17 protein-coding genes are annotated in these 20,990 nt (G+C 45.5%); 11 read left to right on the top strand and 6 right to left on the bottom strand.

Annotated elements, in window-relative coordinates:
• Window positions 1–249: 249 nt before the first annotated feature.
• Window positions 250–930 carry a MaoC family dehydratase gene (locus tag J4N44_RS23045; protein WP_005452183.1) on the top strand — a complete coding sequence of 227 codons (681 nt, stop codon included), beginning with the start codon at window positions 250–252 and terminating at the stop codon, window positions 928–930.
• A 63-nt stretch (window positions 931–993) separates the two neighbouring features.
• Here J4N44_RS23045 and J4N44_RS23040 read toward each other — a convergent pair whose 3' ends face one another.
• Entirely contained in the window at window positions 994–1,821 is an 828-nt protein-coding gene (locus tag J4N44_RS23040) for a phosphate ABC transporter substrate-binding protein (RefSeq protein WP_252045252.1), read from the bottom strand.
• Between the two features lie 299 nt (window positions 1,822–2,120).
• Between J4N44_RS23040 and J4N44_RS23035 the strand changes: the two genes are divergently transcribed.
• Window positions 2,121–2,477, top strand: coding sequence for a DUF3024 domain-containing protein (locus J4N44_RS23035; RefSeq protein ID WP_005452180.1), 357 nt, complete (start codon window positions 2,121–2,123; stop codon window positions 2,475–2,477).
• Between the two features lie 38 nt (window positions 2,478–2,515).
• On the opposite strand, the gene J4N44_RS23030 is transcribed toward J4N44_RS23035, so the two are convergent.
• Together J4N44_RS23030 and rnb are read right to left on the bottom strand one after the other, a co-directional pair.
• Window positions 2,516–3,310: an AraC family transcriptional regulator gene (locus J4N44_RS23030; protein ID WP_005452179.1), complete on the bottom strand. Its 795-nt coding sequence runs from the start codon at window positions 3,308–3,310 to the stop codon at window positions 2,516–2,518.
• 71 nt (window positions 3,311–3,381) lie between these two features.
• Window positions 3,382–5,385, bottom strand: coding sequence for an exoribonuclease II (gene rnb, locus J4N44_RS23025; protein ID WP_005452178.1), 2,004 nt, complete (start codon window positions 5,383–5,385; stop codon window positions 3,382–3,384).
• A gap of 379 nt (window positions 5,386–5,764) precedes the next feature.
• On the opposite strand from rnb, the gene J4N44_RS23020 reads away from it, so the two are divergent.
• Window positions 5,765–7,696: a DEAD/DEAH box helicase gene (locus J4N44_RS23020; RefSeq protein WP_009696353.1), complete on the top strand. Its 1,932-nt coding sequence runs from the start codon at window positions 5,765–5,767 to the stop codon at window positions 7,694–7,696.
• A gap of 50 nt (window positions 7,697–7,746) precedes the next feature.
• Here the strand turns inward: J4N44_RS23020 and J4N44_RS23015 are convergent, their stop codons facing one another.
• Complete coding sequence (locus J4N44_RS23015; protein ID WP_017190904.1) at window positions 7,747–9,285, bottom strand: putative bifunctional diguanylate cyclase/phosphodiesterase; 1,539 nt, start codon at window positions 9,283–9,285, stop codon at window positions 7,747–7,749.
• A 363-nt stretch (window positions 9,286–9,648) separates the two neighbouring features.
• On the opposite strand from J4N44_RS23015, the gene J4N44_RS23010 reads away from it, so the two are divergent.
• A complete protein-coding gene (locus tag J4N44_RS23010; RefSeq protein WP_009696351.1) occupies window positions 9,649–10,842 on the top strand; it encodes an acetate/propionate family kinase in 1,194 nt (397 codons plus the stop codon).
• Window positions 10,843–10,940: 98 nt separating this feature from the next.
• On the opposite strand, the gene J4N44_RS23005 is transcribed toward J4N44_RS23010, so the two are convergent.
• Window positions 10,941–11,831, bottom strand: a complete 891-nt coding sequence (locus J4N44_RS23005; RefSeq protein WP_005450182.1) for a LysR family transcriptional regulator — start codon at window positions 11,829–11,831, stop codon at window positions 10,941–10,943.
• Window positions 11,832–11,986: 155 nt separating this feature from the next.
• Between J4N44_RS23005 and J4N44_RS23000 the strand changes: the two genes are divergently transcribed.
• The 7 genes from J4N44_RS23000 (at window position 11,987) to J4N44_RS22970 (ending at window position 20,084) form a co-directional block, all read left to right on the top strand.
• Complete coding sequence (locus tag J4N44_RS23000; protein WP_009696349.1) at window positions 11,987–12,385, top strand: RidA family protein; 399 nt, start codon at window positions 11,987–11,989, stop codon at window positions 12,383–12,385.
• Window positions 12,386–12,479: 94 nt separating this feature from the next.
• Entirely contained in the window at window positions 12,480–13,940 is a 1,461-nt protein-coding gene (locus tag J4N44_RS22995) for an aldehyde dehydrogenase family protein (protein ID WP_009702066.1), read from the top strand.
• 67 nt (window positions 13,941–14,007) lie between these two features.
• Window positions 14,008–14,994, top strand: coding sequence for a membrane dipeptidase (locus J4N44_RS22990; RefSeq protein WP_085319390.1), 987 nt, complete (start codon window positions 14,008–14,010; stop codon window positions 14,992–14,994).
• A gap of 150 nt (window positions 14,995–15,144) precedes the next feature.
• Window positions 15,145–16,713, top strand: a complete 1,569-nt coding sequence (locus J4N44_RS22985; protein WP_370445504.1) for a BCCT family transporter — start codon at window positions 15,145–15,147, stop codon at window positions 16,711–16,713.
• Between the two features lie 112 nt (window positions 16,714–16,825).
• On the top strand, window positions 16,826–18,565 hold the full coding sequence (locus tag J4N44_RS22980) for a hypothetical protein (protein ID WP_252045251.1): 1,740 nt from the start codon (window positions 16,826–16,828) through the stop codon (window positions 18,563–18,565).
• Window positions 18,562–19,293: a DUF3726 domain-containing protein gene (locus J4N44_RS22975; RefSeq protein ID WP_252045250.1), complete on the top strand. Its 732-nt coding sequence runs from the start codon at window positions 18,562–18,564 to the stop codon at window positions 19,291–19,293. Before J4N44_RS22980 ends, J4N44_RS22975 begins: the two co-directional genes overlap by 4 nt.
• A gap of 398 nt (window positions 19,294–19,691) precedes the next feature.
• A complete protein-coding gene (locus tag J4N44_RS22970) occupies window positions 19,692–20,084 on the top strand; it encodes a nuclear transport factor 2 family protein (RefSeq protein ID WP_252045249.1) in 393 nt (130 codons plus the stop codon).
• A gap of 58 nt (window positions 20,085–20,142) precedes the next feature.
• Here the strand turns inward: J4N44_RS22970 and J4N44_RS22965 are convergent, their stop codons facing one another.
• Window positions 20,143–20,940 (bottom strand): glycine betaine ABC transporter substrate-binding protein, encoded by a 798-nt coding sequence (locus J4N44_RS22965; RefSeq protein WP_252045248.1) that lies wholly within the window; start codon window positions 20,938–20,940, stop codon window positions 20,143–20,145.
• Window positions 20,941–20,990: the final 50 nt, after the last annotated feature.

The raw sequence follows: 20,990 nt of genomic DNA, 5'->3' as shown, positions 1-20,990 counted from the left end.
GGTCACACCTATAGACGGATGAAGTCTGATGGAATGCTCAAAAGGGCGCTTGTTACAGTATTTTGTAGAGTATTTACTTTATGTTGTGGTTACTTAATAAAATAGTGTTTTATTGCTATCTTAATGAAAAGTAAGAATAAAATGACTTTGAGTAAACATGTGTTCGCCCGAAAGTGTTTGCAACATATTGTGAACTAATTCAAAATTAACTGGTATAGCCAGTTGTGCTGAATTTATCTAAGGGTTTTTATGAAAGTCACGAATCTATTTAAAGACAAAGTTGGTGCGATTTCTGCTCACCAATCAGAGTTTATGAATTGGATGTCTCCAACGCTACGCGATTACTGGAGTGACTTCTTAGGTCGAGCACAAAGCAGCTTCCTATTTTCTAAAGTTCGCGATCACCAGCAACCAGCGGTGAACGAAGAGGTGATCCCCCAACCTGAGCCAATCGTGCTAAAGCCTGAAGCGCAAGTTCTATTTAATGAGCTAAGCGAGAAGGTGGGTGAAGTGATCCATGTAGGTGATTGGGTTCACGTATCTCAAGAGCGCATTAATCAATTTGGTTCTGTAACCGAAGATATGCAATGGATTCATACAGATCCAGAGCGTGCGGCTTCTGAATCTCCATTCAAAACAACGATTGCACATGGCTTCCTAACGCTAGCGCTGTTGCCTAAGTTGACAGATTCTGTGGATCCAGAAAAACCAATGTTCCCAACAGCAAAACTAGTGGTGAACCTAGGTTTGAACCAAGTACGTTTCCCTTACCCAGTAAAAGCGGGCAACAACGTACGTGCATCAAGTACGCTAACTAAAATTACGCCAATTAAGAAAGGTCTTGAGATTGAGCGTGAAATCAAAGTAGAAATTGAAGGCGTACGTCGACCTGGTGCTGTAGTTGTTTCAGTGATTCAATTGCACTTCTAATCGAATTCAAAGATTCAAACGAAAAAGAGAGCCGAAATTGGCTCTCTTTTTTGTGTCTGCGTTTTATTGATTAAAGCTTTTTACAGGGGTGTAGCCGTAATCTGCAATCGCTTTTTGACCTTGCTCCGATTTCAGGAACTTCACGAAGTCTTTACCTGCTTTATCTAAACCATCCACTTTGTACAAAACTAAGAATGGACGAGCGAGTTTGTAGCTGTGGTTAGCGATGTTAGTTGCGGTTGGGTCTGTACCTTCAAACTGAATGGCTTTTACAGAGCGATCAACTGAGCCTACCGAGATAAAACCAATAGCGTGTGGGTTATGGTTCACAATGGTTTTTACCATACTGTTGCTGTTTACCACCAAGTTGTTCGGATTGATGTCTGATACCAAACGGTCGTTGATGATCTTAGTGAGACCTAGCAAGCTTTCAAAGCTATAACGAGAGCCAGAAGAGGCTTCTCGCGTTACAACGGCGATAGGTTGGTCTAAGCCACCCACCTGTTTCCAGTTGTCGATTTTACCTTTGTAGATATCAAACAGTTGTTGTTCCGAAAGGTTAGTTACAGAGTTAGTGCGGTTAACGACAACAGCAAGACCATCATAAGCGATAGGGAATACGTTGAGATCTTCGCCTTTCTCGCTTTCTGTTAGATAACGTGAGCTCATTCCAATTTCAACCACGCCCTTGTTCACCATAGTGATACCAGCGCTTGATCCAATGCCCTGTACTGCAATGTAATCGTCAGGGTGCGTTTTATTATATTCTTCAGCCAGTACATCCATTACGCGTGCCACAGAGGTAGAACCTGAAATGTTGACTTCTTTTGCCATAGCAGAAGGAAGAGACAAAGCCATGGCTAGTAAGGTCGCCACAGAAAGACGTAACATATTTAACTCCAAATACGGTATAAAGCAGCGCTCATCATATTTCGTTCAGGTTACACTTTTGTGAATGGTCGTTGATATCCATAGCGAAAGATCGATTGCACTCACTTTAAGTTGATAACTATCAGTAATGTAGGATGAGTGGATTTTACTGATTTGAAACGAAAGAGGTGACACAGTTAGCTTTTCGGCATCAGATGGGGTGTTATTCTAGGTTTGAGCGGGCGCATGCCCCGATGGTGATTTCTGCCTCTCTCAGGCACTTGGGTATATACTAAGAACAACATATCAGGAGTACGCTCATGTCCGTGTCTCAAATGGCGACCAGTCGCTTGCACAAGTTGGTTCAAACGCTCTGCGCTAGGCGTAATGTCAATTTGCCAGTAGAAGCGATAGGGAAGTGTTTATACGAGCCCATAGAGAACGGTGTAGAGCTTTATCACGCACACTTCTTACTTGATTCACAACACAGTGAATACACGTCTCCCATCGCTAAAATTCTATTTGATGCCAACACTCAACTTTGGTGTTTCTATGTGCCTACATATCGTGGAGAGGAGTTGATGTGGGTGCCTTATGAAAAGCTACCAAGTAGTGAAACGCTTGAGGTGCTTCTCGCCGAATTAGAAAGCGATCCTCAAGCGTGTTTCTGGGATTAACAGATTTCTCTATCTGCTAATGCGTAACGTACCAAGCGTTACTTTGCGATTTGGCTACGAAATTCTTTTGGTGTAATGCTATAAATCGATTTAAACGCAGTACTAAAGTGTGCGGCGCTCTTAAAGCCGGATTCAAATGCAATTTGAGTAATCGACTTTTGTGACACTCGCAGTTGTGTTGCTGCGTGGTTGATGCGTTTCACCTTCAAAATGTGCGAGAACGAAAGGTTTTCTGCTGCTAGTCTGCGTTTCAATGTCGCGATAGACATGCTCATGTGTGTTGCTAGCGCTTCCAACGTGATGTCTTTCTCGATGTTCTTTTCAATGTACTTAATTGCCTTCTGAGAGGCAGTGAGACTGCTTGCGTCATCAATGATCGATAAGATGTCCGGCTGTACTTCAACCATCAGTGATAACAAGGAAAGCGCAATATGACCTTGGGCGTATTGTGGCGCTTTATTGTCTGCTAACTGAATTAACGTGTCTTTAAGCTTTACAATTGATGATTGGCTTTCTGAAGAGAAAGGGTAGAAGCGACGCTCTTCTGTCTCTGACTGTACGCCTGGATGCGTAGATTTAAACTCGCTAAACAAGCCAATATCAAACACAAGCGCGAGTGCTTTAAACACTCCGGGCTTAGCTTCAGCGCTGCGTAGGTCTGCAGAATTATATAGAGTGAAGTCTCCTGCATTTAATTCAATTTGCTCACCACTTGGTTGGTTAATGATGAGTGAGCCTTCTTCAACAACATATAAGCCATTGTGAGTGGCGGTGTAGCGTTCACTTTTGCGGGCAGTGAAGTGATTAAAGCGAATGATCTCAATGTTCGGCATATTCGTTCTTATCTTTTTGCATGACATATAAAAAAGGCGCTCCATTGAGCGCCTTTAAACTTCAATCGGTATTACTCACTCACAGTTTCTTCTGTTTGTGGTGCTGGTTTATCAGCGAATACCTGGGTTGGCTTTGCAACGATGCTGCGGTTCTCTTGGTTCACGTCTGCTAGAACGATTTCCAATGTATCACCTAACTTGTATACCACTTCTTTATCGATAGAAATGGTACCGTTGTCGCCGTTACACTCAATTCTTTCTTTATTATCAAGAATCAAGCTACCAGGAATAAAGGCTGCTGCACCATTTTCGAGAAGTCGAACACGTGCTCCGGCACGATTAATATCGAAAATCTCACCTGTGAAACACGTTTGCTTGTTCGGCTCGTCTGCAAGAGTGCGTGCGTATAGCCAATCAGACACGTTTCGCTCGGCAATTTTGTGGTGTTTACGGTGTAGAGCTAGCTCTTCGCCCACTTCATCGTCTGGCTTTTGAACCGGTTCTTTGTTCAAAATCACAGCTTTCAGCATGCGGTGGTTGATCATGTCACCGTATTTACGAATTGGTGAAGTCCAAGTTGCGTAGATATCAAGACCCATTGCGTAGTGAGGAAGAGGTTGATTGCCCACTTCGCTGTACGTTTGGAACTTACGGATACGGTTATCTAGGTAAGAAGTCTCTTGCTCACCCAACCAACGGCGAAGCGCTGCGAAGCCTTCTAGTGTCGCGATAGATTCAGCAGTGAACTCTAGTGCGCCTTCTGGGTTTACCAGTTCAACTACTTCTTCAATCTTCTCAGCTTTGAAGCCAGCATGCGTATTGAATACACCCGTTTCGAACTTTTCACGTAGCGTACGACCCGCACAGATGTTTGCCGTGATCATAGATTCTTCAACTAGGCGGTTTGCGCTGCGACGCATGTCAGCATGGATTGCAACAACGTCGTTGTCTTCGCTTAGCTCGAAGCGGTAGTCAGGGCGATCTGGGAATACCACGGCATTCTTTTCACGCCATTCAGCACGAGCGCGAGAGAAGTCGAATAGGTCGCGTACGATAGTCGCGATCTCTTCCGACGGTTGCCATACGTCTGAACTGCCGTTTTCTAGCCAGTCTGATACGTGATCGTAAGCTAGACGAGCGTGTGATTTAATGTTCGCTGCAAAGAAGTTGATGTCATCACCAATCACGCCCTCTTTATTTACTGTCACTGTGCAGCAGATAGCAGGGCGGATTTCCCCTTCAATTAGAGAACATAGGTTGTCCGCTAGATCACGAGGTAGCATTGGGATGTTACGACCTGGTAAGTAGATAGTGTAGCCACGTTCACGCGCCACTTTATCCATATCATCTTCAGGTGTGATGTACGCTGTTGGGTCTGCGATTGCGATAGTCAGTTCGAAATCACCAGATTCTGTTTTCTTCGCGTAAAGTGCATCGTCCATATCTTTGGTTGATTCACCATCGATAGTTACGAAAGGAACATGTGTCATGTCTACGCGTTCTAGATCGGCGTCGTCTTTCAGTTCCCAGTTCTCGATGCCTGCTGGCTCAGAGTTTGGTAGATCATTCTGAGCAAGCGTTACCCACCAAGGCGCGATCTTGTCGTTTGAATCGGTAATCTTCTCCGAAATTTCTACAAAGAAAGTGTTATCACCTTTAAGTGGGTGACGAATAAGATGCGCGACAACCCAGTCACCTTCAGCAAATTCGTCAGGTTTTAGACCTTTCTTTAGTTTTGCTTTAAGAGAAAGCTTTTTAAGCTGTGGGTGATCAGGAGCTACGTTTAGCTTGCCTTTGAACATTTTTACTCGGCCAATAAAGCGAGTTACGGCTTGTTCTAGCAGTTCTTGTGGTTCTGCGACTTCACGTTCGTTTTCAGTGCGGATGATGGCAACGACTTTGTCGCCGTGCATGCACTTTTTCATGTACGCAGGTGGGATGAAGAAGCTGGTTTTGCTGTCCACTTCCAGGAAGCCAAAGCCTTTATCGGTTGCTTTGATTGAGCCTTCTTTTTTAGGCAGGTTTTCTTGGATTTGCTGCTTAAGCTGAGCTAATAGCGGGTTATCTTGAAACATCTTTTCTTAACTTACCGTTGGAATTGGGCACACTATAATCATTGCGCACTATTATTACTACCTAAAGCACAGAAATTCGCTGTGAATTATTGATGAATTGAACAGCTTGTTGGTGCTTTTCTCTCCGGAGAATGGGGGGAGAGGTGGAAATTTATGCGAATAATACCATTAGTGAGAATAAATTGTGATGTAATTCAATTTTTTCTAGCTTTTTTTATGCATTTAAGGAATAATCCGCCTCCCTTAGTCGTCCCTAATGGCTTATCGCGGTTGTGTACTGTACTAGCTCCTGTCTGAACGGATTTAGTAATTGGATGGATCAGTATCGAATTGGAAGAGCATATGGGACTGTTTTTTTGTTTAATTAAGTAGGATCCCAATGCAAGATTCTGTTATTCAATTCAGCGATTTATCTCTGAATGATTCTATCCTTTCTGCTCTAGACGGAATGGGTTTCGTGTCACCAACTCCAATTCAGGCTGCGGCAATCCCACACCTGTTGGAAGGTGCTGACGCGCTGGGTAAAGCACAGACGGGTACAGGTAAAACGGCAGCATTCTCTCTGCCTCTTCTAAACAAGCTTGATCTTGACCAACGTAAACCACAAGCAATCGTACTTGCTCCAACACGTGAGCTAGCGATTCAGGTTGCGGCTGAGATGAAGAACCTTGGTAAAAACATCAAGGGTCTTAAAGTTTTAGAAATCTACGGTGGTGCATCTATCGTAGATCAAATGCGTGCACTTAAAAACGGTGCACACGTAGTAGTTGGTACTCCTGGTCGTGTACAAGACCTTATCAACCGTGAACGTCTGCATCTAGACGAAGTTAGCACTTTCGTACTTGATGAAGCGGACGAAATGCTAAACATGGGTTTCGTGGACGACGTAACTGCAATCATGGAGCACGCTCCAGAATCTGCACAGCGCGTTCTTTTCTCTGCAACTATGCCTCCAATGCTTAAAAACATTGTTGAGCGTTTCCTACGTGATCCTGTAACTATCGACGTTGCTGGTAAAAACCACACTGTAGACAAAGTTCAACAACAGTTCTGGGTAGTGAAGGGTGTAGAGAAAGATGAAGCTATGTCTCGTCTTCTTGAAACTGAAGAAACTGACGCGTCAATCGTATTCGTACGTACTCGTCAAGACACTGAGCGTCTAGCTGATTGGCTATCTGCACGTGGCTTTAAAGCTGCTGCACTACACGGTGATATTCCTCAGTCTCTACGTGAACGTACTGTTGATCACATCAAACAAGGTGTTATCGATATCCTAGTTGCAACTGACGTTGTTGCACGTGGTCTTGATGTTCCACGTATTACTCACGTATTTAACTACGACATCCCATTCGATGTTGAGTCTTACATCCACCGCATCGGTCGTACTGGTCGTGCTGGACGTAAAGGTAAAGCGATCCTTCTAGTTCGCACTAACCAAATCCGTATGCTTCGCACTATCGAGCGCGTAACTAAGTCATCTATGGAAGAAATCCAACTTCCTCTACGTGACCAAGTTGCAGAAGCTCGTCTAAACAAGCTAGCGGCTGAACTGGAAGCAGAGAAAGAGCACAAAGCTCTAGACAAGTTCGCAGAGCTTGTTGAGAAGCTACAAACTTCTCTAGAAATCGACCCAACAATGCTTGCTGCAATGCTTCTTAAGCGTCAGCAAGGTAAACGCCCGCTATTCTACATTGGCGAAGACCCAATGATTGAAGCGATTGAGCGTGACAAGCAACGTCGTAAAGAGCGCCGTGAAGGTGGTCGTGACGGTGGTCGCAACTTCAACAACCAAGACTGGGATACTTACCAGCTTCAAGTTGGTCGCGAGCAAGGCGTTCAAGTTAAAGACATCGTTGGTGCTCTTGCAAACGAACTAGGTCTAGGTAAAGGCTCTATCGGTGCAATCAAGCTAGCACAAGGTCACACATTCGTTCAGCTACCTAAAGCAATGACTTCAGATGCTGCGAACAAGCTAAGCAAGCTACGTATCCGTCAACAAGATGTTGGTGCTGTAGTATGTGACTTCGATGACTTCCGTGAGTCTCGTGGTGGTCGCCGTGACGGTGGTCGTCGCGATGGCGGTCGTCGTGATGGCGGCGGTTACCGTGGCAACCGTGATGGCAACCGCGAAGGTGGTCGTCGTGAAGGCGGTCGTCGCGAAGGTGGCTTCCGTGGTAACCGTGACGGCAACCGCGATGGTAACCGTGAAGGTGGCGAACGTCGTTTCGATCGTAACCGTGGTGGTGACCACCGTGGTGCACACCGTGGTGAACGTGGTCACGGTCGTGGTCGTCGCTCACAAGAAGCATAATTGCTTAATCACTAGATAAATTTAAAAACCGAGCTAAGTGCTCGGTTTTTTTATGCGCGTCGAATGCGGCTTTGTTCTTCGTCATGGGTGTTTACCCAACTTATCACTTCGTTTAACGGTAGTGCAGGGCAGAATAAGTAGCCTTGGATGATGTCACAGCCTCGACTACGTAAGAAGTGAAGCGTATCCATGTCTTGGACTCCCTCTGCAACCACTGAATACCCAAGACCGTGTGCGAGCGCAATGGTGTTCTCCACAATCGAACGAGTGCCTTCAGTCTTACTTGCTGTACAAAGGAAAGAGCGGTCAATCTTAATTTGATCGACAGGCAAGTCGCGCAGTAAAGACAAGGAAGAGTAGCCTGTACCAAAATCATCCAAGCTGATTTTTATACCCAGTCCTTTGATTTGGTGAATGAGAGGGTTGAGTTCCCGAACTCTGTCAATAGCCATGGTCTCTGTGATTTCAAGACTGATCATATCGGCGAAGTGCGGATTGTCTGACAGCATCTTATCTAGTCTAGAAAACAAGCGGTTAGAAGAGAGATCCTTAGCCGATAAGTTAACGTGTACAGGTAGGTTTATTCCTTGTTCGCTCATAGTGTGCAAATCTTTTTCAACTTGGTTGAGCACCCACATGGTGATGCTATGCACTTGATTACTTCTTTCGGCAATAGGAATAAAATCATTTGGGGATATATTTTTTCCATTACTATCGCGCCAGCGGATGACGGCTTCAAAGCCCACAGCAAGGTTAGAGCGCGCATCAATTAATGGCTGGTAGTACAGCTGGAACTCTTCTTTGTCTAATGCACACTGGATGCGTGAGGAGATTTCGAGCTGGTACTTCGCGCCAACGTTCATGTCTTCATTGTAGAACGCCATCAATTGCCCATTGCGTTTTGCGTGATACATGGCGATATCCGCAAATTTGATGAGAAGATCGTTTGATTCTGCATCGCTCGGATAAGTGCTTAAGCCGAATACAACACGTGATGACACTTGAAACTCATCAAGATGGAAGCGTTGAGCCATCGCATGGTCTAACTTTTCTATCAATGCAGTGCCAGTGTGATCACAAGCGCATGAAGTGAGGATCACAAATTCGTCACCGCCTACACGAAAGAGGCGGTCTTCTCCTGCCAGTTCTTCTTGTAACCTTTGACCGATTTGAATCAATAGTTGATCACCGCAGAAGTGTCCCATGGCGTCGTTAATTTGTTTGAAGTTAACGACATCAAATAAGATGACAGAGAAGGGGATTCCTTGTTGAACTCGGTTGTCTATCGATTCTAAGCAGTATTTGCGATTGGGCAGACCAGTTAATGAATCATGAACAGCATTGTGCTTCTCGCGTTCAGCGATTTCGTGAAGTTCTAAAATCGAATCGTTGCTCCATTTAATCATCAAAACGATGAATATGCTGCCGCCAAGCAACAGTAGAGCGACTCCCGTTTCGAGTAAAGAAGCGGCAGGTTTATGGATGATTTCGTTAAGAAAAGCCGCATAAGCAAATATGAACCCGGTGATCAAAATCAACAGAACTATCCAACCAGGAACGTCTGTTTTCGAGCAAATATTTCTTGTCATCTGCCATCCCCAGCAGAGTAACATGAGACCTATGATGACCAATACAAAGGCAAAAGTAGGCACGTTATCATTCTGACCTATTGATAGGTTTGTTAATTTTCATTCCCCAATAAACAACGTAGCTCATACTTTAGGTTTTGTACAAATATGAGTATTCATACATTTGTTGTAACAACACATATTTTTTAGTCTTCAAATAAAATTCAAACTTGTCGTAGATCAACAAAAAATGTTCAACTAATTAAGTAATGCTAAAAGATAGTTGAAAGATTAAAAAATTATTGAATAATAGAAAGCACAAACAAGAAGTACGCAGCGCGGAAGCGCAATTACAACCTCTGCTCCACAACAGGAAACTATTTCATGTCTAATTCGTTTGTACTGGTGATCAACTCTGGTAGCTCATCACTAAAATTTGCAGTAATCGACTCTCAATCTGGCGATGCTGTGCTAAGTGGTCTGGGCGAATGCTTTGGTCTATCAGACGCTCGTATGAGCTGGAAATTCAACGGTGAGAAATTTGAGTACGCTATTCAAGGCGATGAGAATCACCATCAACTTGCAGTAGCAAAACTAGTTGAGTTAGTAAAAGAGTACAAATTAATTGAAGATGTTGTTGCTGTTGGTCACCGAGTGGTTCACGGCGGTGAGAAGTTTACCAAAACGGTCCGTTTAGATGAGTCTGTTATTGCAGACGTAGAAGCGCTAAGTGATTTGGCTCCTCTACATAACCTTGCTCATGCGATTGGTATGCGTGCTTCAATGGCGGCATTCCCTGAGCTACCTCAGTTTGCTGTGTTTGATACTGCTTTCCACCAAACAATGCCTGCAAAAGCTTACACTGGTGCAATCGCGAAAGAGCTTTACTCAGACTTCGGCATCCGTCGTTACGGCTTCCACGGCACTAGCCACTACTTTGTAAGTCGCGAAGCTGCGAAGATGATTAACAAGCCGGTTGAAGAATCGAGCTTCATCTCTGTTCACCTTGGTAACGGTGCTTCTGTTTGTGCAATCAACAACGGCGAATCTGTAGATACGTCTATGGGTTTCACGCCACTGTCTGGTCTAATGATGGGTACACGTTGTGGTGACCTTGACCCAGGCATCATTGAGTACCTACTGAAGAAAGGTTGGTCTCAAGAGAAAGTGTTCAACTCATTGAACAAAGCTTCTGGCTTCTTAGGTGTTTCAGGTCTAACAAGCGATGCACGCGGTATTTTGGAAGCGATGGAAGAAGGTCACGAAGGCGCTGCTCTAGCATTCCAAGTATTCACATACCGTGTGTCTAAATACATCGCGTCTTACCTTGCTGCTCTTGATTCATTCGACGGCATCATCTTCACTGGCGGTATTGGCGAAAACTCTATGCCAATTCGTCGCGAAATCCTAAACAACCTAAAACTTCTAGGTTTTGTTGAAGATGTGAAAGGTAATGAAGATGCACGATTTGGTAACGCAGGTGTTGTTGCTACATCTGAGTTACTTGGTGCGAAAGCGCTAGTTATTCCTACCAATGAAGAGTGGGTTATCGCTCAACAGTCGGTGGAACTGCTGTAAAACGGCAAAAATTTTGGGAACTAAGTCAAAGCCCTTTCCGGTTGGAAAGGGCTTTTTTTCGTCTTGGAGAGAGGCGAGTAACGATTTTATCGATACTGTTACTCCTCATTCCCTTGGTAGTTTAAGTATTGAATGCACAGCTCATGGAAAGCTTTAGCTTGAGGCGATATTGTTCGGTCCGTTAAGGTAAAGATTCCTACCTGCCTTTTCAAAGGTGGATCAATAAGCGGAATCCAAACTAATCGAGTTTCATTGGTTGGGAACGCTAATTTTGGCAAGGTGGTGACACCAATACCGAGCTCAAGGACTGAGAACAAAGAGGTGATGTTTTCAACAGAATACAAAGCTTGTTCACTCAACGCGCGCGCAGGAGTGGGATCGAGTAGGGTGCAAGTTCCGTTGCGAATAAAAGGTTGTTCCAACAGCGTTTGCCACTCAATACCTTCCGGATGCTGAGCGATAGGGTTATCCTTCAAACACACCACACCAATGGGGTCAGAGATTAACGGAGTAAACTCGATACCGCCTTCGTCCAAGTGTGATGGGTTACCCAACGCTAAATCCACTTCGCCTGATAACAAACGCGCTTCGACGCCAGCGGCGTTATCATCAATTAGGCTGACTTCTACATTCGGGTATCGTTCACAAAATGCGCCGAGCACACTGGGAATCAGCTTGGCAGCAACAGAAGGAACGCTGGCGATGCGTACCCGCCCTTGCTGCCCTGCGGCGGCGGCTTTCAAGTCATTATCCAGTGCGTTATAGATGTTGAGAAACTGAATGATCTTAGGCAGGCAGATCTCGCCGAAAGGTGTGAGTTTGGATTTATTTCCAGATTCAAATAGGCTCTGACCAAGTATCTTTTCTAGTTCTTTTATGGATGTCGACAGTGCTGCTTGAGAGCGATTTGCTCTATGTGAAGCGGCTCGAAAGCCACCTTCCTCGACCACCATCACAAAATGCTTTAATTGTTGAAGCTTGATACTCACGGCGAAACCTCTGCAATCCCTTTATTTACCTTAGTTTTAATAAGGTGATAGATTTTTCTTATCAAATGTAAAAAATTTACCGTTCGATTTATCGCCTGTCAATGTGCAGTATTTAACTATCTTGAAACAAGGTTGTTACAAAGGTTGAAAGGCACGTGAATACTTCTACGAAAAAATACCCAGTCAAAACTGCATTGTTTGCCTCTAAAGCGCCGCTTGAATGGGCAATCGTCAACAATGGTACTTTATACACCGCGCAAATCCCGATTGATGATACTGGTGCTGTCGTGGAAGGCGGTATCGAAGCGCAAACTCGTCAAACCTTTAATAATCTCGTTCACACGCTGGAGTGTGCAGGGGAGTCTTTAGATTCTGTTCTGCAAGTGCTGATTTATGTGACGGATCGTGAGTACTTAAAAACGGTTAACCAAGTCTACGCTGAGTATTTTGACGCACCTTACCCTAATCGTGCCGCTATGGTTGTGGCAGGACTAGCGCGTGAAGAGATGCTGGTGGAGTTTGTGGTGTACGCATCAGCGAGTCAACCAGAGTAAAGAATAATAATCAAAGCCTCATCACCGGGCTTTGTCAGTGAGATCAGTGAGCTGGTGGCGATCACCAGACGTCAGGAAGAATAAGGACAGAGCAATGACTTTTATCAATAATGTTCAAGCAGAGAAATCTCTCTACATTGCAGGCGAATGGCAATCCGGTATTAATACGGTTGCGAACATTAACCCTTCAGACATCAGTGAGAGTTTAGGCGATTTTGCTCAAGCGAGTGAAGGTCAAGTAGAACAAGCCATTCAAGCCGCGAAAGTTGCGCAGCCAGAGTGGGAAAAAACGCCGATTGAGCGCAAACAAGCGGTTTTGCAGGCGATTGGTGATGAGCTGATTGCTCGTTGTGATGAGCTTGGTACGCTGCTTTCACGTGAAGAAGGCAAGCCTTTTGCTGAAGGTCGCGGTGAAATCTACCGTGCTGGTCAATTCTTCCAATATTTCGCGGCGGAAGTGCTGCGTCAAATTGGCGATAACGCAGCTTCTGTCCGTCCAGGCGTTTCCGTAGAGGTCACTCGTGAAGCCGTCGGCGTTATCGCCATTATCTCTCCTTGGAATTTCCCAACCGCAACGGCTGCATGGAAAATCGCACCAGCGCTTGCTTTCGGCAACAGCGTTGTGTGGAAGCCCGCTAACCTAACGCCTGCTAGTGCAGTTGCACTGACAGAGATTATCCATCGTCAAGGCTTACCAGCAGGCACGTTCAACCTTGTGTTGGGCAGCGGCTCGCAAGTGGGTAACACGCTTATCAACTCGAAAGATGTAAATGGTGTGAGCTTTACTGGCTCTGTGGATACCGGACGTAAAGTAGCGGCAGCAACGGCACCGAATTTTGTGCGCTGTCAGTTAGAAATGGGCAGTAAGAACGCACTTGTGGTAGCCGATGATGCAGACATTCAAATTGCCGTTGAAGCAACCATTGCAGGCTCTTTCTCTGGAGCAGGTCAGAAGTGTACCGCGTCTTCTCGCCTTGTCGTCATGGATGGTATTCACGATGCCTACGTGGAAGCACTGATCAAACGTATGAGTGAACTTAAAGTCGGTCACGCTTTAGAAGACGGTGTGTTCATGGGACCTGTTGTTGATGGAAACCAATTGAATGCCAACTTCGAATGGATCGAGAAAGCACGTCAAAGCGGTGCCGAGTTAGCGTTCGGTGGCGAGCGCTTGAACTTAGAGCATGACGGTTTCTACATGTCGCCAACTCTTTTCCTCAATACGCAAAACAGTTGGGAAGTGAACCAAGAAGAAGTGTTTGCGCCAATGGCAAGCGTGATTCGAGTTTCTGACTTGGACGAAGCCATTGCTGTAGCAAACGATACTCGCTTTGGGTTGACGGGCGGCATCATCACGCAAAGCCTTCGTAATAGCGCCATCTTCAAACAACAAGTGCAAACCGGCTGTGTCATGGTCAACCTACCAACCGCAGGAACGGATTACCACGTGCCGTTTGGTGGTCGTAAAGAGTCGAGCTTTGGTCCACGCGAGCAAGGTCAATACGCAAAAGAATTCTACACCGTGGTGAAAACCGCTTATCAACGTCCTTACTAAGTGAAATAGGGCAGCCGAGCATTCCGCTGCCCAACCTTAAAGGCTTATTAACGTTTAAGGAGTGGTTATGTACCAACAACGGATTGTGATTGATGGATTGCAGTACTGCAATTGGGATCGAGAATACTTCCAAACGCTGAAGGCGAGTGGTATTACGGCTGTGCATGCGACGATTGTTTATCATGAAAATGCACGAGAAACCTTAACTCGCTTTGCCGAATGGAACCTGAGATTCGAACAAAATACAGACCTGATTATGCCTATTTACTCGATGGCTGACGTCGAGAAAGCAAAAGCTGAGGGAAAGGTTGGCGTCTTTTTTGGTGCACAGAATTGCTCCCCAATTGACGATGAAATCGGCTTAATAGAAGTCATGCGTCGTCAAGGCTTGCTGATTATGCAGTTGACGTACAACAACCAAAGCTTGCTGGCGACAGGATGCTATGAGCAGAACGACTCTGGTGTCACGCGTTTTGGTAAACAAGCCATCGAAGAGATGAATCGTGTCGGGATGATCATCGATATGTCCCACAGTGCTGAGCGTTCAACGTTGGAAGCGATTGACCTTTCTTCACGTCCCATTTGTATTAGTCACGCGAACCCAACGTTTGCTCATGATGCTCTGCGCAACAAATCGAACAAGGTCATTAAAGCGCTCACCGAACGTGGCGGCTTGATTGGCTTTAGTCTTTACCCATTCCATCTTCCAAACGGAAGCCAATGCACGCTAGAAGATTTCTGCCAAATGGTCGCGAAAACTGCCGATCAGTTCGGTGTGGATCACTTAGGCATCGGCAGTGATCTTTGTTTAAACCAACCACAACAAGTGCTTGAGTGGATGCGCAACGGTCGTTGGTCCAAAGCAATGGACTATGGTGAAGGCTCCGCTAGTAATGCGGGGTGGCCTGATGCTTTGCCTTGGTTTAGTGGCAGTAAAGGGATGGAGAACATTTACAACGGCTTAATGCGTCATGGATTCAGTGAATCCGAGGCAGGAAAAATCCTGGGTGAGAACTGGTTTAACTTTCTTAAAGAAGGGCTGGAGGCGAGCTAGGTCGTAACCCAAATAAACATGGAATAGCTCGCTCAAAAAATAATAACAAGGCGAGTGTTAAAGTCACTTTTTGTAGCCGTTATGGCAGCTGCAATAAACCTCTGGAGTCAGAGTATGTCTGATCTAACCAATAGCATGAAAGCTTCAACGATGAGCGTGTCATCAAAGAAGCAACAAGCAAAACACAACGACACTTCAGCAACGGAAAATTCACCGGATAAGTTAGGGTTAAGTAACCCGGCACTTTGGTATAGCGGTGGCTTTATTGCCTTGTTCGTCGCTATCGCGCTTTACGATGGAGAGTTGCTATCAACGTTAGTTAATACGGGATTTGCGTGGTCAGTAAAAGTCTTCGGCCCGTACTGGCAGATACTGCTTCTTCTCACTTTTCTTATTGGTCTTGGCTTGGCTGCAGGGCGAACAGGCAAGGTGATTTTAGGCGGAACAACGAAGCCTGAAATGGATGGTTTTCGTTGGATGGCAATCATCTTCTGTACGCTTTTAGCTGGCGGCGGCGTATTTTGGGCGGCGGCAGAGCCTATCGCGCACTACGTGAGTCCTCCACCTTTGTATGGTCCGCAAGACAATCCTCAGCAAGGTGCCATTAATGCGTTGTCACAGTCGTTTATGCACTGGGGTTTTCTCGCGTGGGCTATTGTTGGCAGCTTAACGTCTATCGTGGTCATGCATTTACACTACGATAAAGGACTGCCGTTAAAACCTCGTATCTTGCTTTATCCAGTGCTGGGTGAGCGAGCGCTAAAAGGTCAAACGGGTGCGCTGATTGACGCATGTTGCATCATCGCCGTAGCGGCTGGAACCATTGGACCGATTGGGTTCCTAGGTTTACAGGTTAGCTACGCGTTAAATGCATTGTTTGATATCCCTGATGGCTTTACCACACAGTTGATCATCATCTTATTTGCGATTGTGTTGTACACCGTATCAGCTTTAAGTGGCTTAAACCGCGGCATGCAAATGCTGAGCCGATACAACGTGATTCTCGCGTTGGTGTTGATGGTTTATATCCTTCTATTTGGTCCAACAGATTTTATCTTTAATGGCTATATTCAAGGCGTGGGTACCATGCTGGATAACTTTATCCCAATGGCAACTTACCGTGGTGATGAAGGTTGGTTGAGCTGGTGGACAGTATTCTTCTGGGGCTGGTTCTTGGGCTACGGACCGATGATGGCGATCTTCATTGCACGTATCTCTCGTGGTCGCAGTATTCGTCAAATTATCTCGACGATCAGCATTGTTGCTCCGCTTACTACATGTTTTTGGTTCACCATTGTTGGTGGCTCTGGCTTAGCGTTTGAAATTGCGAACCCAGGCAGTGTGAGTGCAGCATTTGAAGGCTTCAATTTACCGGGCGCGTTACTCGCAGTGACTCAACAACTGCCAATGCCACTACTTGTTTCAATCTTGTTCTTGATTTTGACCACGATCTTCATCGTTACTACCGGTGACTCAATGACGTACACCATCAGTGTTGTGATCAGTGGTGAGACAGAACCAAATGCGATTATTCGTACTTTCTGGGGCGTGGCTATGGGTATCACGGCGTTGATTCTCATCTCACTTGGCTCTGGTGGTATATCAGCCCTGCAATCCTTCATCGTGATTACAGCCGTTCCAGTGTCATTAATTCTGTTACCGTCACTTTGGAATGCACCGCAGATCGCTATGAAGATGGCGAAAGAGCAAGGGCTATAACAACGGTTATAACAAAAAGATCAAACCCAATAACGTGGCGCTTGTGTGGGTGAAGCCTCCCCACACCCGCACAAGCCCTTATTCTTACAATAAAAAATAGGTGGTGAGCAAAATGGATGCACATCGTTCTACTTACACTGAAACAACACTTCGCAACGCTGCAATTGTGATGGCGCCAGACAGGCTAGGGGCTATGCACCAAAATCGAATCAGCTTTGTACGAAGCTTGATCCGAAAAATGGCGAGTCAGGAATGGCGAGTGAGCAAGCATGAGTGGCAATTGTGTCCACGCGGTTTTGGTCATGTGATTTACAAATTAGCGACGCCGGAACACGTTTATCACTTGGTTGTTTTTTGCGATGAAATTGCTGATGAAGAGCGTAACGACCGAGTCATTGCTGAAAAATGGGACGTAACCTTTGCGCTGGTCAAAGGTGAAGTTAATGTTGAGTTGTTAGAGCAACTTCGAGCCAATGTGCCTTTGCAAGAAGCGGGGCGCAATCCAAACAACGTGCTTGTTCTTGCTCGTGCGAATAAGAGTGTTCGTGTGTTTGAACACATTGTGAATGCGCTTTCTAAAGGTGAGCAGCCAGAGCCTTCGGAACTAGCAGAAGTGGGTTACATCCTAAGAACCACCGCCGTTTATGGTAACGGTAAATTTGGTATTGCCGATTTTAAACTGCTGGAGAACAACCCTGATTTCAACCAATCGTTCAGTGCACAAATGTGTGCCGTTTATATGCTGCGTGAATTCAGTTTAGATTGGGTTCATTACCTTGCTGCGAAAAAAGGCGGAGATAATGCAGTTGCACTTCACAAAGGCCTGCAGCGCTATCTTGGTGTGGGGAATGCAACTGGTTTGGGTATGGCGCCATATTTAATCAACCATCCATGTATTGTCGACCAATGGATGACATCACGTGAGCGTGCTATTGCCAATGTGCTTGCCATGCCATGTGAATCTACCGAGTTAGAGCTGCCGTTAAAAGCCCTGCTTAAAAAAGCACAGCGACACTTAGAGCAAGTGATAACAATCAATGAACATCAAGATCAGCTTAATTATCAAGCGATTGCGGATCTCCAAGCGCTACAAATTAACTTAAATGCTTTGATGGCAGAGCACTCGAATTGGGCAAGCTTGATCAAACAAACCACAACCATGAGTTTGGAAGCCCAAGAAATCCTAACTTCATGTTTGATCGAGCTTTACCCGTCTTTGGTTGATGAATTTGAAAACCAAATGAACACCGATGAGTCACTCTCTATTCCTGGTGGTAAAAGCGTTCAAGATGTTTTGCAAATACTAGAGAGCAAATACCATTGGTCAATCGATGCCGACTACACGTTACCAGAGAACAACTATTGGTTCTGGTATCGCTCACAAGACAAAGAAGAACCGAGACTAGGCATTCGTGGGGAAGAAATCGGTGAAGAACGTGAGTTGCCACTCGATATAGGGCGACAAGTAAACCGCCTCTACCATGCGCTGCAAACGTGCCAGCCAGAAACATCGTTGGCGGAGTTCTTACTGCAGCATCCGCAGTATCGTGCAATCACTCGTCGTGTATGGACGCTCGGCAATCGAGAAATGGGCGATATCCAGATGAATGTACTACGTGAAGACGCACTACCGATGCATCTACTACGCTGTAAATTAGCAATCTTTGGTGCGACTAAATTTGATCCGCGTTCAGACCGATGGGTGCGCGTGACCTTTTTCCAAGGCGCACCATTGCTTGATGAGATTCAGGACCCGCGTTTCAGCGATACGTGGATTTTCCCAACCATGCCAGAGCATGAAGAAATCGCGCAAAGCGACAATCAAAAAATCACTGGAGGTTTTGCATTATGATCGTTTCGCATAACGAGCTGGTAGCAGCGGTAAACAAAGCTTTTCTTGGTATGCGCCGTCATTGCGGTGAAGCTGATGTGATTGCCAATATGGTTGCGGATCTGCAAATGGTGGGTTTGCACGGCGTGCGTCACTTCAACAACGCCAGCCTGTTTCTCAACTTAGATTCAGATTGCGCGGTCACTATTACGAGTAACACCGACTCTCATATCGAAGTCGAGTTACACAATGGCAGTATCGCCTGTCATTTACCGGCGGTGTTGGATTTTGCGCTTGAGAAAATGGTCAACAGCAAGAGCGTCACCATCACACTCAAACAATGCCACAATCGTTGGTTAGCGTTTAGTGAGCTAGTTAGGCTATCTGCCAAAGGCATTGCGTGCCGTGCTCAGTGGGTTAATGGCACTAGCCCAAAGCGAACCTTGTATGTGTTAAACCGTGGGCGGATTGCACCAGAGGTATTCTTTTCTGATCAGATTGAAGACAACAGTACCGATTATCACAGTATGACGATAGAGCTTGCCGTAACGGATTTTGATATCGAAGCAAGTTCACAAGGTTACGCAATTCATATTGATGGAGATGAACTGAATCGTGCGCAGAAAACGTCGTGGGAAGAGGGTATCTTTGTTGAAGACGCAGAATGGGAAGCTCTTAAACAAACTGCCACAGTCTTCCTTGTTGAGAACAGTGAACGCTCGGAGCAAGGCGCGGGCGAGTTAGTGTAGCGCAACCAAAACGGCATCATTGGGAATAGACAGAGAGGTAGCTGAATGCTGCCTCTTTTCGTTTAATATACCCAAGTAACCTCGATATGCTAGGTTCAGCGAGACTGATTTGGTTTGTAGACGCGGCGGCGATTTAAAGATCTAGTCATTCTAAATCAAGAATCGGCAACAAAGTATACAAGCCAACGCAGCTCGCCCTTTGGGAGCGTGTCATTGACCCGATTGCTGCGTCAAACAACTTGGAAAGAGCTAGCTATTACACTGCGTTGTTTTCCTTACTCTCGAATCAATGACAACGCTCTGAATCCTGCATCTTGAAGTCACTTGGGTATATAAAGCAGGATTATGATTCTCAACTACGCTAATGACAGGTTGTTTGCATGACGAAGGAGAATCAAATGAGCACCATGCAAATCGATATAGAAGAGAATAAGCGCAATGCCATAGCTTTCTATGAGATGGCGTATCGAGGAGAACCGAGAAAAGCGGTCGAGCTGTACGTGGGGGATGAATACATTCAGCACAATCCGTTAGTGGGTAACGGTACCGAGCCATTTATCGCTTATTTCGAGCGAATGCAGGAAGAGTATCCCAACAAAGATATTACGTTTGTTCGCGCAGTTGCAGAGGGGAATTTGGTGGCACTGCATACTCATCAGACGTGGCCTGATGATGTGGACTATGTAACGATGGATTTCTTCCGCTTTGATCTAAACGGTAAGATTGTCGAGCATTGGGATGCGTTGCAGGAAATACCGAAAGAGACAGCAAACGGGAATGCCATGTACTAGCGCACCGAGCCTTGCCATACGCGTTAAGCACGGCAAGGCACTGAGATTGTATTTAAGTCTATTGCGCTTGGTTATCCAACCACTCACGTGTCACCGTGTCTAAATCTCGCCCTTCACGACTGATTTTGTAATCCAATTCCGCAATGATATCGTTTGAGAAACGGAGCGCGTCCAGTTGGTTTAACTCGTCTTGAGTAAATTTATCTGATTTGTCCTTACGCAGTAGTAAAACGGCTTTATCAATAATGCCTAACAAACCTTTCGGTTCGGTGAGCTCTCTAATTGCGTATTTATAGTGAAGAAATTGAGGTTTCCAAAGTGGCACAACAACCCATCGTTTCTCTTTCACCGCTTGTTCAAATGCAGTAAAGCAATCTTCTTCCGTCCCTGTGTGGAAACGATAACCTGCTTCGGTCAGCGAGTATTCGTCCATCATCTTGATCGAAAAGCGCGTAATGCCTGCGCCAGGGTTGATGCCTTGAATATCGGATTTCATTTTCGCTACAACTTCAGGTTTAGTCAGGTCGCTCACTTCTGATACGAGTGCTTCTGGAACGTAATCTGGTACACCCCAAAGTGCGTAAGGTTCGTAGTGTAAGCCGAGCTCCAGTAGGGGTTGTACTTCTTCTACCGATGCTTTGTAAATGCCGTGACTTGATGGTAACCAAGCCGAAGAAAGCATGTCGATTTCACCAGATTTGAGCTTTGAGAAGTTCTCTTCATGGGGTGAATAAATACGCTCGACCTTAAAACCCATATCATTGAGTATATGGCTGACAAGAGAAGCAGTGACACGATGAAATGAGAGGTTAGTGACACCGAGTTTTATAGCTTTTGACGTGTTAGTTTGAGTCATACTGAATTCCTTATTTTTATTCGTGCGAAGTTGAGTCGTGCACTGTGTTT

This window comes from Vibrio sp. SCSIO 43155 (assembly GCF_023716605.1).
GTDB lineage: Bacteria > Pseudomonadota > Gammaproteobacteria > Enterobacterales > Vibrionaceae > Vibrio > Vibrio harveyi.
This window is presented reverse-complemented; position numbering and strand designations above follow the sequence as displayed.

Excerpts from the sequence above, each read along its gene's own strand:
- J4N44_RS23045 (WP_005452183.1), top strand. The coding sequence starts at position 250 with ATGAAAGTCACGAATCTATTTAAAGACAAAGTTGGTGCGATTTCTGCT.
- J4N44_RS23040 (WP_252045252.1), bottom strand. The coding sequence starts at position 1,821 with ATGTTACGTCTTTCTGTGGCGACCTTACTAGCCATGGCTTTGTCTCTT.
- J4N44_RS23035 (WP_005452180.1), top strand. The coding sequence starts at position 2,121 with ATGTCCGTGTCTCAAATGGCGACCAGTCGCTTGCACAAGTTGGTTCAA.
- J4N44_RS23030 (WP_005452179.1), bottom strand. The coding sequence starts at position 3,310 with ATGCCGAACATTGAGATCATTCGCTTTAATCACTTCACTGCCCGCAAA.
- rnb (WP_005452178.1), bottom strand. The coding sequence starts at position 5,385 with ATGTTTCAAGATAACCCGCTATTAGCTCAGCTTAAGCAGCAAATCCAA.
- J4N44_RS23020 (WP_009696353.1), top strand. The coding sequence starts at position 5,765 with ATGCAAGATTCTGTTATTCAATTCAGCGATTTATCTCTGAATGATTCT.
- J4N44_RS23015 (WP_017190904.1), bottom strand. The coding sequence starts at position 9,285 with ATGACAAGAAATATTTGCTCGAAAACAGACGTTCCTGGTTGGATAGTT.
- J4N44_RS23010 (WP_009696351.1), top strand. The coding sequence starts at position 9,649 with ATGTCTAATTCGTTTGTACTGGTGATCAACTCTGGTAGCTCATCACTA.
- J4N44_RS22995 (WP_009702066.1), top strand. The coding sequence starts at position 12,480 with ATGACTTTTATCAATAATGTTCAAGCAGAGAAATCTCTCTACATTGCA.
- J4N44_RS22990 (WP_085319390.1), top strand. The coding sequence starts at position 14,008 with ATGTACCAACAACGGATTGTGATTGATGGATTGCAGTACTGCAATTGG.
- J4N44_RS22985 (WP_370445504.1), top strand. The coding sequence starts at position 15,145 with ATGAGCGTGTCATCAAAGAAGCAACAAGCAAAACACAACGACACTTCA.
- J4N44_RS22980 (WP_252045251.1), top strand. The coding sequence starts at position 16,826 with ATGGATGCACATCGTTCTACTTACACTGAAACAACACTTCGCAACGCT.
- J4N44_RS22975 (WP_252045250.1), top strand. The coding sequence starts at position 18,562 with ATGATCGTTTCGCATAACGAGCTGGTAGCAGCGGTAAACAAAGCTTTT.
- J4N44_RS22970 (WP_252045249.1), top strand. The coding sequence starts at position 19,692 with ATGAGCACCATGCAAATCGATATAGAAGAGAATAAGCGCAATGCCATA.
- J4N44_RS22965 (WP_252045248.1), bottom strand. The coding sequence starts at position 20,940 with ATGACTCAAACTAACACGTCAAAAGCTATAAAACTCGGTGTCACTAAC.